This is a genomic window from Flavobacterium sp. RSP46 (assembly GCF_003984825.1).
In the GTDB taxonomy this organism is placed as follows: domain Bacteria; phylum Bacteroidota; class Bacteroidia; order Flavobacteriales; family Flavobacteriaceae; genus Flavobacterium.
In genome coordinates this window covers 221,162-235,881 of sequence record NZ_RYDM01000002.1, presented here as the reverse complement: position 1 = coordinate 235,881, position 14,720 = coordinate 221,162, and the positions used below count along the sequence as shown (strand labels likewise).

Below are 14,720 nucleotides of genomic sequence, written 5' to 3'. Positions count from 1 at the left end.
AAGGTAAAGATAGGTTACCTATTCTAAGCAGTCAAAAACCAGCTCCGCATTGTGTTTACATTAACATCTTGTACTGGTATTTACAGCTATTTTATTTTTTTTGAATGAAATACATCCTCTTGTCATATTGCATTTTAAACTAAAAAACCCTTTCAAAGTTTAAACTTTGAAAGGGTTTTGAATTAAAAAATGATATTTAATAAATCGGATGTTCTAATTGTTATTTTGACATAAATGGTATTACAACTTTCCTTCTTTTATTTCTTCTACAATCTCTGGATTTAATAAGGTAGAAATATCTCCAAAATTAGAATAATCTCCTTCTGCAATTTTTCTAAGGATTCGTCTCATGATTTTTCCGGAGCGTGTTTTTGGTAAACCGGTAACAAACTGAATTTTATCTAACTTAGCAATAGGCCCAATATGATCTGAAATATGCTGATTAATCTCTTTGGCTAAGTTTTCTTTATTTCTGGTTTCTCCGGTTTCTTTAAGGATTACAAAACCATATAATGCATTCCCTTTGATGTCGTGAGGAAAACCTACAATGGCTGATTCCGCAACAGCAGGATGTTCATTTATAGCATCTTCAATAGGTGCTGTTCCCAGATTATGACCGGAAACAATTACCACATCATCTACTCTTCCTGTGATTCTATAATACCCAACCTCATCACGTAAAGCACCGTCTCCTGTGAAAAATTTACCTGGAAAGGCAGAGAAATACGTGTCTTTGTAGCGCTGATGATCACCCCAGATTGTTCTGGCAATTCCTGGCCATGGAAATTTGATGCACAAACTACCAACGACCTGATTCCCTTCTATTTCATTTCGTTTTTCATCCATTAGTACGGGTTGAATTCCGGGTAATGGCAACGTGGCATAAGTAGGTTTTGTTGGGGTAACAAATGCAATAGGCGATATCATAATTCCTCCTGTTTCAGTTTGCCACCAAGTATCTACAATAGGACATCTTCTGTCCCCAACATGATTGTTGTACCAATGCCAAGCTTCTTCGTTTATAGGTTCACCAACTGACCCAATAACTTTTAAGGACTTCAATGGGTATTTTAATACAAAATCTATATTTTCTTTGGCAAGCGCACGAATAGCAGTTGGCGCCGTGTAAAACTGGGTAACTTTGTGTTTTTCGATGGTTTGCCAAAAGCGACTGAAATCAGGATAAGACGGAACGCCTTCAAAAATTACGGTTGTAGCTCCGTTCAATAACGGGCCGTAAAGAATATAGGAATGTCCGGTAATCCAGCCAATGTCAGCGGTACACCAAAAAACATCATTTTCTTCATAATTGAATACGTTCTTGAAAGTGTAGGCAGTATACACCATATACCCTGCAGTGGTGTGAACCATTCCTTTGGGTTTTCCTGTTGAACCGGAGGTGTACAAAATAAACAACGGATCCTCAGCATCCATGATTTCGGCTACATTATTATCTGAAGCCTGATCCAAAAGTGGTTCCAACCATTGGTCACGACCTGCTTTCATATTGATCTTTGAATGAATTCTTTTGGCTACTAAAACTTTTTCAACACAAGGACATTTTTCCAACGCTTCATCAACAATTACTTTTAAGTCGATTGTTTTGTTACCACGAAATCCACCATCAGAAGTAATAACCATTTTACATTCACTATCATTAATTCTGGCTGATACCGCAGAAGCTGAAAAACCAGCAAAAACAACAGAATGTATGGCGCCAATTCTGGCACATGCTAATATTGAAACGGCTAATTCTGGGATCATAGGCAAATAAATACAAACGCGATCTCCTTTACTTATGCCTTGCTCACGCAACACATTTGCCATTTTGCAGACCCGTTGATGCAATTCATTATAGGTAATATGCAATGCTGCTTCTGAAGGATCATTCGGCTCAAAAATAATAGCCGTTTTTTCGCCTCTTTTTGCAAGATGTCTGTCGATACAATTTTTTACAATATTCACTTTGGCTTCAGTAAACCATTTTATGTCGGCTTCAGCCATATTAAAATCAACAACTTTATCCCATTGTTGGTACCATGTAAAATTTTCCTCTGCTATTTTTCCCCAAAATTTTCGAGGTTCACGAACTGATTTATTGTAATGTTTAAAATATTGTTCTAAATTTTCAATTTTATAGTAGCTCATGTTTTAATTTTTTATAAAAGTATTAAATCTAAGTCTATTCCTAATACTATTTAGACTATAAATACCCAGGAAAAAAAATGGATTATTCAATATAAATAGCTTTTAATTACTAATATGATTAATTTTTACTTTTTTGAGGGAATATGTAAAACACAAAAAGCGGAAATATATAAATACCTCCGCTTTTTGTATCAACAAAAAATCCCTAACAATTAATTTAGCAACGACAAATAGTATTTTATTTGAACTATAACCAACCTATTCAGTTGTAATAAAACACCAATTGTTAAAAAATTTTCGCGTTGATTTATTTAAGATCAATCATTATTACACTGCACCATTTTTATAAATCATTAGGGATTACTTCACTTAACGTTCAATCTCGCTCGACGTTAAGTGAATGTAAAAGCGACTATATTCATACTATTTCTTTAATAAATTTTAACTAATTCAAAATATTATAAAACCAATGGTATAGCGCTAATCCCAACACACCCTCTTGTGTGGTAATTCCTAATTTTTTTATCCAATTTTTTTCATCGCAGTCATGGATTCTCTCAACCACTCCCCAACTTCTTCTATTGGATGTTGACGAATGCTTTTGTTTACTGCAATAAGAACCGCATTGTCAACTCCATTTGAAGTTGAAAAAGGTTTCCCTATCACATTAGTATCTACCGTTTTCATAAAATTAATCAACAATGGTTTGCAGGCGTGATCAAATAAATAACAACCATATTCTGCAGTATCCGAAATGATTCGGTTCATTTCATACAGTTTTTTTCGGGCTACTGTATTGGCAATCAGAGGCAATTCGTGTAAAGACTCATAATACGCTGATTCTTCAATAATTCCTGTTTGAGTCATGGTTTCAAAAGCCAATTCGACACCCGCTTTCACCATGGCAATCATCAAAACACCATTGTCAAAATACTCTTGTTCTGAAATATGTGCAGCTGTTGGCGCTGTTTTTTCGAAGTTAGTTTCTGCAGTTGCAGCTCTCCAAGTCAATAAATTGATATCATCATTAGCCCAGTCAATCATCATATTTTTGGAAAATTCGCCAGAGATAATATCGTCCATGTGTTTTTGAAACAACGGACGCATGATGTCTTTTAATTTATCTGCTAATTCATACGCTTCAATTTTTGCGGGATTAGACAAACGATCCATCATATTTGTAATTCCACCATGCTTTAAAGCTTCTGTAACTGTTTCCCAACCATATTGAATTAATTTTGAAGCATAAGCAGGCTCGATTCCTTTTTCAACCATTTTATCGAAACATAAAATAGATCCGGTTTGCAACATTCCACAAAGAATGGTTTGTTCTCCCATTAGATCTGATTTTACCTCGGCTACAAATGAAGAGTTTAAAACTCCTGCTTTGTGGCCTCCGGTAGCAACCGCATACGCTTTTGCTTGTTCAAAACCAGCTCCGTTTGGATCATTTTCGGGGTGAACCGCGATTAAAGTGGGTACACCAAAACCTCTCTTGTATTCTTCACGTACTTCTGATCCAGGGCATTTTGGCGCACACATAATTACAGTGATATCTTTCCGAATTTGCATTCCTTCCTCTACAATATTGAAACCATGAGAATAAGCAAGCGTTGATCCGTTTTTCATCAAAGGCATGATTGCCGTAACTACAGCTGTATGTTGCTTGTCTGGTGTAAGGTTGCATACCAAATCAGCTGTTGGAATTAATTCTTCATACGTTCCCACTTTGAATCCATTATCAGACGCATTTTTAAACGAAGCTCTTTGTTCCGAAATTGCATCGGCGCGTAAAGCATAAGAAATATCCAAACCAGAATCTCTCATGTTCAACCCTTGGTTCAACCCTTGTGCTCCACACCCTACAATGACTACTTTTTTTCCTGCTAAAGCTTTAATTCCGTCTACGAATTCAGACTGATCCATGAATTCGCAAACACCTAATTGTTCTAATTGTAATCTGAGTGGTAATGAATTGAAATAATTTGCCATTTTTTATTGTTTAATGATTGTAAAATTTAATAATTGTAATAATTAATGCTTATTAGATTGAGATTCTTCCTTGGTCGGAATGACAAACTACATAGCGACTGAACACTTTTAAGAAAGTTTTTCTAATAATGTTGAAATCTCCATTTTTGCTTTGGAAACTGATATTCTCCCGGAACGAACAAATTGCATGATTCCAAAAGGTTTTAATTTATCGTACAATGATTCAATTTCAGCACGTTGTCCCGATTTTGAAATCACAAAATAGTCTCTGGCTACTGTAACTATCTCGGAATGGCTTTCTTTGATGATATTCTGAATTTGTTTTTCGTCAAATAGCAAGCTCGACTCAATTTTGAATAATGCATTTTCTAAGAAAATAGTTTCTTCGTCAATATGATAAAAAGCTTTGATGACTTCAATTTGTTTCTCGATTTGTCCTACAATGTTATGTACCCATTTTTCGGTAGTATTCACCACGATAATAAATCTGGAAACACTTTCTATCTCCGATTCGGATACATTTAAACTCAAAATATTGATATGGCGTTTCAAGAATATTCCAGATATTCTGTTCAATAAGCCAACGTTGTTTTCTGAATAAACAGAAATGGTGAATGTTTTATTTTCCATGTTTTTTATCCTCCCCCAGCCCCCTCCAAAAGAGGGAGTGCCGAAACTAGCTTAGGGTATGTTTATAATTTTTATTACTAATTCAAAAATATAATCTATTAACAATTTCTCTTTCAATCTCCCTCCCCTTCGGGGAGGGTTGGGATGGGGATTAACTCAATCTTATATCAGATACCGATGCTCCTGTTGGAATCATTGGGAATACGTTATTTTCTTTTTCTACCATAACTTCCAGGAAATAGGATTCTTTTGAAGTCATCATTTCGGCAACAGCCGCATCAAGATCTTCCCTTTTGGTTACTTTTTTTGCTTTGATGTAATAGCCTTCAGCAATGGCTATAAAATTAGGATTGATCATTTCGGTCGAAGCGTATCTTTTGTCAAAGAACAATTGTTGCCATTGACGAACCATACCTAAAAATTCATTGTTCAAGACCACAATTTTCACAGGAACTTTAGTCTGGAAAATAGTTCCTAATTCCTGAATGGTCATTTGAAACCCTCCATCTCCAATTATGGCTACTACTTCTCGATTTGGCATTCCCATTTTGGCACCAATCGCAGCAGGCAATGCAAATCCCATGGTTCCTAAACCACCTGAAGTGACATTACTTTTGGTCGAATTGAATTTGGCATACCGACAGGCAAACATTTGGTGTTGTCCTACATCCGAAACCATAATGGCATCTCCTTTAGAATGCTTGTTAATCATTTCAATCGTTTCTCCCATAGAAATTCCTTCTTTCTTAGGCTTTAACTCGTCATTGATTACGGCTTCTAATTCAATTTCATATTTTTCTTTGAATTCATTGTGCCAGGATTCATGTGTGTTATTTTCGATAAAAGGAAGTAAAGCGGTCAAAGACTCTTTTACATCTGCTAAAACGGCTACCGTTGTTTTTACGTTTTTATCGATTTCGGCTGAATCAATTTCAAAGTGGATTACTTTTGCTTGCTTTGCATAGGTTTCCAGATTTCCGGTGACACGATCATCAAAACGCATTCCAAGGGCAATCAAAACATCACATTCATTCGTCAAAACGTTAGGACCATAATTACCGTGCATCCCTAACATCCCTACATTCAGCGGATGATCAGTAGGCAATGCCGAAAGTCCTAAAATAGTCCAAGCGGCGGGAATTCCTGATTTTTCAACAAATGCTTTGAGTTGTTCTTCGGCTTCACCAAGGATAATTCCCTGACCAAATACGATAAAAGGTTTTTTGGACGTATTAATAATTGCAGCTGCTTCCTTAACTTTTTCCAGATTTAAAATCGGCTTTGGATTGTAACTTCTGATGCTGGTACATTTTTTATAGCTGAATTCCATTTGGTCAAACTGAGCATTTTTTGTAATATCAATTAATACGGGCCCTGGACGACCTGATTTAGCAATATAAAAAGCTTTTGCCATGATCTCCGGAATTTCAGAAGCTTCGGTAATTTGATAATTCCACTTGGTAACCGGAGTCGATATCCCAATAATATCTGTTTCCTGAAAGGCATCAGATCCCAATAAATGTTTCCCTACTTGTCCCGTGATGCACACCATGGGAGTCGAATCAATCTGTGCATCTGCAATTCCGGTAACTAAATTTGTGGCTCCCGGACCTGAAGTGGCTATCGCTACTCCTACTTTACCAGTCGCTCTTGCAAAACCTTGTGCTGCATGGGTAGCGCCTTGTTCATGACGTACTAAAACATGGTGTAATTGATCTTTAAATTTATATAATTCATCGTAAACGGGCATAATCGCACCACCTGGGTAGCCGTAAACCAAATTTACTCCTTCTTCTAATAAGCATCTAATAACGGCTTCGGCGCCGGATATTGTATTATTTTTCATTATTATTTTTTTAGGCTTATGTCAATTTTGCTATTGCTATTGGCGTTGATTTTGAAGTTATTTATCAGTTACACATCCTGTCGAAGCGCTCGAGACCGCTCTGATGTATTTTAATAAAACTCCCTTATTTACTTTTAATTCAGGTTGAATCCAATTTGCTTTCCTATGTGCAAACTCTGCATCCGATATTTTTAAATTGATTGTATTTTTGACTGCATCAATAGTGATAATATCTCCATTTTTGACGAGCGCTATACCGCCTCCTTCAAAAGCTTCGGGTGTAACATGTCCCACAACAAATCCATGTGAACCACCAGAAAACCTGCCATCAGTAATCAGGGCTACGCTTTTTCCAAGACCAGCACCCATGATAGCTGAAGTAGGTTTAAGCATTTCAGGCATTCCGGGGCCACCTTTTGGACCACAGTACCGGATGACCACTACATTCCCTGGTTTGACTTCACCCCCGCGAACCCCAGTTATTACATCATGTTCATTTTCATAAACAATGGCATCTCCTTCAAAATACTCCCCTTCATTTCCGCTAATTTTAGCCACACAGCCTTCCTCAGCAAGATTTCCATACAAAATTTGAATGTTTCCTGTTGCTTTTAGTGCTTTTTGGATTTCGTGTATTACTTGCTGACCGTCGTTCAAATCCGGAACAGCAGCTAAATTTTCAGCTAAAGTTTTTCCAGTTACTGTCAAACAGTCTCCATGTAACAATCCTTCTTTTAATAAATATTTCATTACTGCGGGAACTCCTCCAGCTTCATGGAGATCTTCCATCAGGTATTTTCCACTCGGTTTTAAATCGGCAAGTAATGGTGTTTTGTCACTTATATCTTGAAAATCTTTAAGTGTAATTTCAATATCTACAGCATGTGCCATAGCGATTAAGTGCATTACTGCATTCGTAGAACCGCCTAAAACAGCTACCATGGTAATCGCATTTTCAAATGCTTTACGTGTCATGATATCTCGAGGTTTTATATCTTTTTCTAACAAAATTCTGATTGCTTTTCCAGCATCAATGCATTCTTGTTGTTTTTCGTCACTTAATGCCGGATTAGAAGAACTGTAGGGCAAGCTCATTCCTAAAGCTTCAATAGCCGAAGACATCGTATTGGCCGTATACATACCTCCGCAGGCTCCTGCGCCGGGACATGCGTTTTGAATCACTCCTTTGAAATCTTCCGGAGCGATTGTATTGTTGAATTTTTTTCCCAATGCTTCAAAGGCAGACACAATATTTAACGATTCCCCTTTCCATTTTCCAGAATGAATTGAGCCTCCATAAACCATGATAGAAGGACGATTGACTCTTCCCATAGCCATGACGGAACCGGGCATGTTTTTATCACAGCCTGGAATAGCGATTAGTGCATCATACCATTGTGCTCCCATTACGGTTTCAATAGAATCTGCAATTACATCTCTGGAAACTAAAGAAAAACGCATTCCATCAGTACCGTTTGAAATACCGTCACTTACACCAATAGTATTAAAAATCAACCCTACTAAGTCCTCTTTCCAGACTCCTGTTTTTATTTTTTTAGCCAAGCCATTCAGGTGCATGTTACAGGGATTTCCCTCATATCCCATACTAACAATTCCAACTTGTGCTTTTTTTAAATCTTCTTCAGTCAAACCAATACCGTACAACATTGCTTGTGCTGCAGGTTGTGTTTCATCTTGTGTTATGGTCTTGCTGTATTTATTTAATTCCATTGTCTGTTTATTTGTGTCGGTTTTTATCTGTTTAAAATTATTGAAAATCAACGAGTGTTGCCTAAACAATAGTCGATTGTCCTATATAAACATTGTCGTTATTGAAATACAATAATTCATCTTTGCTCAAAATATAATTGGATATAAAATCACCTACTTCATTGGTGCCAAATTTAGAATAGGGATTCAAATCTGCTGTGACGACATTTAATTCAATTGCTTTTTCTACCGCTTCATATACTTTTTTAGCTTCTAACTGAAGTCCAAAATGTTCTAAAAGCATAGCAGCAGATAATATTGAGGCAATTGGATTGGCCGTGTTTTTGCCTTTTGCCTGAGAAAAAGTGCCGTGTACCGGTTTAAAAAGAGCACTGGAATTCCCTAGAGATGCTGATGGCAATAATCCAATGGCTCCTGTGATTACACTAGCTTCATCCGATAAAATATCGCCAAATAAATTTTCGGTCAAAATGACATCAAATTGTTTTGGATTAATAATGATTTGCATCGCGGCATTATCAACATAAAGGAAATCTAAAGTTACATCAGGGTAATTTTCGCTGATTTCCTGGACTACTTTTCGCCATAATCGTGACGTTTCAAGAATACTAGCTTTGTCTACCAGAGTCACTTTTTTTTGTCTTTTCTGAGCTGTTCTAAACGCTAAATGACTAACCCTAATAATTTCCTCATCGGAATACTCACATAAATCAGAGGCTAATGTGCCTTGTGCATTCGTCTTTTTTTCACTGAAATAAGATCCTCCGGAAAGCTCCCTGAAAATCACAAAATCAGTACCCTCAATGATTTTTCTTTTCAAAGGGGATAAATCTAATAAATCCTTATACGGTTTAACAGGTCTTATATTGGCATATAATCCTAATGCTTGTCTCAATTTCAATAAGCCGTTTACAGGGCGTAATTTTGGATCATGATTGTTGTCGTATTTTGTATTGCCAACAGCGCCAAACAATACAGCATCTGTATTTAGACAAAGATTCAATGTTTGCTCCGGCAATGGATTTCCTGTTTTTTCAATCGCAACGGCACCTATTAGTGCGTCTTCAAATACAAACTCATGATCGAAAACCACACCAATTGCATACAACGCTTTTTTTGCTTGTAAGGTAACCTCAGGACCTATTCCGTCTCCTGAAAGTACTGCTATTTTTAAATTCATAATAGTGCGATTTAAATTGTAATAGAAATCAAAATATTTTAGTTGAGGATTAATTCCTTACTCATTTTACAAGCTTCAATTATTTGATGAATATCATCATCAAGGACTTCTTTTTTGATATCGGCAAACTTTAAAAATTCAACATAGACAACATCTAATTGCACTTTTGAAAGTTCATATCCAACTTTTTTGGCTCTGTAGGCCAATGCTGCTCTGCCACTTCTGGCGGTAAGAACAATTGATGATTCATTGACACCAACTTCCAACGGATCCATGATTTCATAAGTCGCTCTGTTTTTGATTACCCCATCCTGATGAATTCCGGAGCTGTGTGCAAAAGCGTTAGCTCCAACAATTGCTTTATTGGGTTGCACCATCATTCCCATACTTTCAGATACTAATCGACTCATTTCATTCAGCTGACGGGTATTGATATTGGTATCTAAATTCAAATACGGATGTTGTTTGAAAATCATCACTACTTCTTCCAGTGCTGTATTTCCGGCTCTTTCGCCTATTCCGTTTATGGTACATTCAATTTGTCTGGCTCCATTTACCGCTCCTGCAATTGAATTTGCTGTAGCCATTCCTAAATCATTATGACAGTGGCATGACAGGATTACGTTATCAATTCCTTTGACGTTTTCTTTTAGATATTTAATCTTTGCGCCATATTCTTCCGGCAAGCAATAGCCAGTTGTATCTGGGATATTAAGCACGGTAGCACCTGATTTAATGACTGCTTCACAGACTCGAGCCAAGAACTCGTTGTCCGTTCTGCCAGCATCCTCCGCATAAAACTCCACATCTTCAACATACGATTTAGCATGGGAAACGGCAAATTTTGCTCGGGCAATAATATCTTCTCTGGTAGTATTCAGCTTGTGTACAATGTGTGATTCCGAAGTTCCTATTCCGGTATGTATTCTTGGTCTTTTTGCATGTTTTAAGGCTTGTGCCGCAACATCTATATCATTTTTTATCGCTCTGGTTAATCCACAAACAACTGCATTCTTAACGATTTTACTTATTTCTGAAACAGATAAAAAATCACCTGGACTAGATACCGGAAAACCCGCTTCGATGACGTCAACACCCATTTCGTCCAGTCGATTGGCTATGACTAGTTTTTGATTGGTATCTAATTTACATCCCGGAACTTGTTCGCCGTCTCTCAAGGTGGTATCAAAAATTTGAACTTTCTCTCTATTCATTTTCATTTATTTAATGTAATTTCACAACTTGATAACAAAAATATCTTTCATTACGTTAATATAAAACTCAATTTAATGAAATATACTGTTTATAAAGCAATAAAAAACTTAGTAAACAATTGAATTACAAAACATTAAGCTACACTATTCTACAATGGCTAACCATCAAAAAGATTTCTTGTTCGTATTAATTAAATCGCTTTCAAAATCTGAAAAAAGACAATTTAAGATTTTTGCCAGCCGATTAGAAACCAGTTCCAATACAAAATTCATCGAGTTATTTAATGTTTTAGACAAATCAGAAGTCTATGAGGAGAAGCTTATTTTGAAAAGTGGGATTATCAAAAAAGTACAATTATCCAATCTGAAATCGTATTTATATAAACAAATTTTAGTAAGCATCCGATTGAATATTCCCAGTCAGAATATTCGATATCAGCTTAGAGAACAAATTGATTTTGCTGCTATTTTGTACAATAAAGGGCTGTACAAACAAAGTTTAAAAATCTTGGATAAAACAAAGATTTTAGCGTTGGAAAATGACGAAAAACTCATGGCCTATGAAATTGTAGAATTTGAGAAACTCATTGAATCCCAATACATAACCCGAAGTATTCAAGGACGCGCAGATGAATTGGTTATTCAGGCTAAAGAACTGAATTATCGCAATACCATTTCCAGTAAATTATCTAATTTATCCTTGCAATTGTACGGTATTATGCTTAAAACCGGATATGTAAAAAGCGACGAAGAATACACCTATATAGATGATTATTTCAACAAGCATATTTCAAAATTTGACGAGAAAAAGTTCGGTTTCAGAGAGAAATATTGGTTTTACAATGCCAATCTTTGGCGAAGCTTTTTAGTTCAGGATTTTTTATCCTGTTACAAATATGCTTTAAAGTGGGTGACCCTTTTTTATGACAACCCAAGTATGATTCATTTGAATCCGGTGTTTTTTTTGAAAGGCAATCATTATCTATTGGAGTCTTTGTACATGCTTAAGTACAAATCGAAATTCAAAAAATATTTATTACTGTTGGAAGATACAATAAAAGATTCCCATTTTCCTGTAAATGATAATATTGCATCTTTATCATTTCTGTATTTATATAATAATAAATTGAATTATCATATACTGGAAGGTACTTTTGCAGAAGGAGAATACTTAATTCCTGAAGTTCTAGGCAAGTTAAAAATACATACGGATCATCTTGATGAACACCACGAAATGCTGTTTTACTATAAATTTGCTTCTATATATTTTGGGAATGAAAAATATACAGATTGTATTTTTTATTTGGAGAAAATCATAAACAATAAAAATCTTTCCATGCGAGAAGATTTAATGTGTTTTGCCAGATTACTCTGTTTGATAGCTCATTATGAATTAGGAAAAGATTATTATCTGGAAAATCAATTGAAAAACACCTATAAATTCCTAATCAAAATGAATGATTTGCATGAAGTGCAAAAAGAAATTATTAAGTTTTTGAAAAATTTAAACTCCATTTATCCAACAGATATCAAAAAAGAATTTGTAAAAATGAGAACAAGATTTATAGAACTGGAGAAAAACACCTATGAAAAAAGAGCTTTCCTTTATTTGGATATTATTTCTTGGCTAGAAAGCAAAATTGAAAACCGAAAAATAAGCGATATCATTAAGGAAAAAGCAAAATTGAATAATCGATAAAATAAAGTGGAACTATGCCCTTAATAATTTAAACGGATGAACGGATTTTTTAAAACAATTCTCGCAGGTTACGGCGCCAAAAAACTAGGCGGCGGCTGTTTTGGTACAATTTTAATTTTCATAATTATCTATTGGATATTAGGTTATTTTTAGAATTAAAACGCTAAAAATAACCTACTTATAATTCCAAAATTAATACATCAATAGTTCTTTTAGGTCATTTTCGAATCGGCCTTTCGGCAAATATTGATCTTCCAATGCTTTAGTAAACGGAATTGGTGTGTCTAAACTTGCCACTCGTTTTACAGGAGCATCTAAGTATTTGAAACACTTTTCCATTATCATTGCCGAAAGATCACTGGCAATTCCACCAAACATACTGTCTTCCTGATAAATAATTACTCTTCCCGTTTTCTTTACCGAAGCAAAAATAGCTTCGGTATCCAAAGGTTGTAAAGTTCTTAAATCCAATAAATCCGCTGAAATTTCAGGATTTTTTGCTAAAGTATCCAAAGCCCAATGCACTGCGGCACCAAACGAGATGATCGTAACCTGATCTCCTTCTTTCAACAAAGCCGCTTTTCCTAGTGGAATCGTATAATAATCAGAAGGAACCTCTTGATAAACGCTTCTGTACAATTGCTTGTGTTCAAAAAACAGTACCGGATTTGGGTCGTTTATGGAAGTATTCAACAATCCTTTCGCATCATACGGAAATGCTGGGTAAACCACTTTTAATCCCGGTGTTTTAGTAAACCAAGCCTCATTGGTCTGCGAATGAAAAGGCCCAGCTTGTGTTCCGCCACCGCAAGGCATTCGGACTACAACATCTGCTTTTTCTAACCATCGGTAATGTGATTTGGCTAATAAATTCACAATTGGATTGAATCCTGTCGAAACAAAATCGGCAAACTGCATTTCCACAATTGCTTTATAGCCATTTATAGACAATCCCATTCCTGCCGAAACCACTGCACTTTCACAAATTGGTGTATTGATGACGCGCTCTTTGCCAAACTGCGCTACAAAACCATCTGTGATTTTGAAAGCACCACCATAGTCAGCAATGTCTTGGCCCATGATTACTGAGTTCTCATGGCGTTCCATCGATTGTCTCAAACTGGCAGAAATGGCATCTACAAAACGAATATTTTCTTTTTTTTCTGAATGGTTAACTTGTTCAAATACATGCGTTTTATAAACATCATTTAGCTCTTCACTTAAAGTAGCTTTAATTTCTGGTTCGGCATTGGCAATAGCCAAACTTTCATCAATATCCTTCTTTATTTCAGCATGTAAAGCAGCGTCAAAATCCGCGGTAAGAATCCCATTTTCTGACAAGTATTTTCTATAATTTTCTACTGGATCTTTAATCGCCCACAGGTCCATTAATTCCTGCGGAACGTATTTAGTCCCACTCGCCTCTTCATGTCCACGCATCCGGAAGGTTTTAAATTCCAATAAAACAGGACGTGGATTTTCTTTCATCGAAGCCTTTAATTCAGATAATAAATTATAAACTTCCAGAATATTATTTCCATCAACAATATGGCTTTCCATTCCGTAGCCTTTTCCTTTATCGGCCAGGTTTTCGCAACGGTATTGTTCATTTGTAGGTGTTGAAAGCCCATACCCGTTATTCTCTATCACAAATAAAACCGGTAATTCCCAAACCGAAGCAATATTCAACGCTTCATGAAAATCGCCTTCACTTGTTGCTCCTTCGCCTGTAAAAACGGCAGTAACTTTTCCGTTTTTCTTTAGTTTATTGGCTAAAGCGATTCCGTCAGCCACACCTAATTGCGGACCTAAATGCGAAATCATTCCTATAATTTTATATTGTTGGGTTCCAAAGTGAAAACTGCGATCACGTCCTTTTGTAAAACCGTTGGCTTTGCCCTGCCATTGTGAAAAAAGTCGGTACAACGGAATATCTCTTCCAGTAAAAACACCTAGGTTTCTATGCATAGGCAAAATGTACTCATCTTGATCTAAAACTGCTGTGACTCCCACAGAAATAGCCTCTTGACCTATTCCAGAGAACCATTTTGATACTTTTCCCTGACGGATAAGAATCAGCATTTTTTCCTCTATCAGTCTTGGTTTCAGTATTCTTTTATATAAATCTAATAATTGATCGTCAGTAAGATTTTTTTTGTCAAAGGTCATTTTTCCCGTTTTATTATATGGTTCAAAGATAAAAAAATATAACAGTTTGATATTGTTTTGTTATATTTTTTTACATTGTTTCTAAGTTTTAAAATTCAGATATAAAATTAT

General features: G+C 35.9%; 9 protein-coding genes. 1 reads left to right on the top strand and 8 read right to left on the bottom strand.

Going from position 1 to position 14,720, the window contains the following annotated elements; translation table 11 throughout:
• Positions 1–240: 240 nt before the first annotated feature.
• The 7 genes from acs to EKM01_RS05210 all read right to left on the bottom strand — a co-directional run bounded on the left by acs (position 241) and on the right by EKM01_RS05210 (position 10,741).
• Positions 241–2,148: an acetate--CoA ligase gene (acs, locus tag EKM01_RS05240; protein ID WP_126459723.1), complete on the bottom strand. Its 1,908-nt coding sequence runs from the start codon at positions 2,146–2,148 to the stop codon at positions 241–243.
• A 522-nt stretch (positions 2,149–2,670) separates the two neighbouring features.
• Positions 2,671–4,140, bottom strand: a complete 1,470-nt coding sequence (gene ilvC, locus EKM01_RS05235; protein WP_126553235.1) for a ketol-acid reductoisomerase — start codon at positions 4,138–4,140, stop codon at positions 2,671–2,673.
• A gap of 108 nt (positions 4,141–4,248) precedes the next feature.
• A complete protein-coding gene (gene ilvN, locus EKM01_RS05230) occupies positions 4,249–4,770 on the bottom strand; it encodes an acetolactate synthase small subunit (protein ID WP_126459729.1) in 522 nt (173 codons plus the stop codon).
• Positions 4,771–4,921: 151 nt separating this feature from the next.
• The gene (gene ilvB, locus EKM01_RS05225; protein ID WP_126553233.1) at positions 4,922–6,616 is read right to left on the bottom strand and encodes a biosynthetic-type acetolactate synthase large subunit; all 1,695 of its coding nucleotides are present in this window, start codon (positions 6,614–6,616) and stop codon (positions 4,922–4,924) included.
• 57 nt (positions 6,617–6,673) lie between these two features.
• On the bottom strand, positions 6,674–8,347 hold the full coding sequence (ilvD, locus tag EKM01_RS05220) for a dihydroxy-acid dehydratase (protein ID WP_126451597.1): 1,674 nt from the start codon (positions 8,345–8,347) through the stop codon (positions 6,674–6,676).
• Positions 8,348–8,408: 61 nt separating this feature from the next.
• Positions 8,409–9,527 carry a 3-isopropylmalate dehydrogenase gene (leuB, locus tag EKM01_RS05215; RefSeq protein WP_126451596.1) on the bottom strand — a complete coding sequence of 373 codons (1,119 nt, stop codon included), beginning with the start codon at positions 9,525–9,527 and terminating at the stop codon, positions 8,409–8,411.
• Between the two features lie 38 nt (positions 9,528–9,565).
• Positions 9,566–10,741, bottom strand: coding sequence for a 2-isopropylmalate synthase (locus tag EKM01_RS05210; protein WP_126563774.1), 1,176 nt, complete (start codon positions 10,739–10,741; stop codon positions 9,566–9,568).
• A 154-nt stretch (positions 10,742–10,895) separates the two neighbouring features.
• Between EKM01_RS05210 and EKM01_RS05205 the strand changes: the two genes are divergently transcribed.
• Positions 10,896–12,440, top strand: a complete 1,545-nt coding sequence (locus tag EKM01_RS05205; RefSeq protein ID WP_126767233.1) for a hypothetical protein — start codon at positions 10,896–10,898, stop codon at positions 12,438–12,440.
• 192 nt (positions 12,441–12,632) lie between these two features.
• Here EKM01_RS05205 and EKM01_RS05200 read toward each other — a convergent pair whose 3' ends face one another.
• Entirely contained in the window at positions 12,633–14,609 is a 1,977-nt protein-coding gene (locus tag EKM01_RS05200) for a thiamine pyrophosphate-dependent enzyme (protein ID WP_126767230.1), read from the bottom strand.
• Positions 14,610–14,720 lie beyond the last annotated feature (111 nt).

Excerpts from the sequence above, each read along its gene's own strand:
- ilvC (WP_126553235.1), bottom strand. The coding sequence starts at position 4,140 with ATGGCAAATTATTTCAATTCATTACCACTCAGATTACAATTAGAACAA.
- ilvD (WP_126451597.1), bottom strand. The coding sequence starts at position 8,347 with ATGGAATTAAATAAATACAGCAAGACCATAACACAAGATGAAACACAA.
- EKM01_RS05210 (WP_126563774.1), bottom strand. The coding sequence starts at position 10,741 with ATGAATAGAGAGAAAGTTCAAATTTTTGATACCACCTTGAGAGACGGC.
- EKM01_RS05200 (WP_126767230.1), bottom strand. The coding sequence starts at position 14,609 with ATGACCTTTGACAAAAAAAATCTTACTGACGATCAATTATTAGATTTA.
- acs (WP_126459723.1), bottom strand. The coding sequence starts at position 2,148 with ATGAGCTACTATAAAATTGAAAATTTAGAACAATATTTTAAACATTAC.
- EKM01_RS05205 (WP_126767233.1), top strand. The coding sequence starts at position 10,896 with ATGGCTAACCATCAAAAAGATTTCTTGTTCGTATTAATTAAATCGCTT.
- ilvB (WP_126553233.1), bottom strand. The coding sequence starts at position 6,616 with ATGAAAAATAATACAATATCCGGCGCCGAAGCCGTTATTAGATGCTTA.
- ilvN (WP_126459729.1), bottom strand. The coding sequence starts at position 4,770 with ATGGAAAATAAAACATTCACCATTTCTGTTTATTCAGAAAACAACGTT.
- leuB (WP_126451596.1), bottom strand. The coding sequence starts at position 9,527 with ATGAATTTAAAAATAGCAGTACTTTCAGGAGACGGAATAGGTCCTGAG.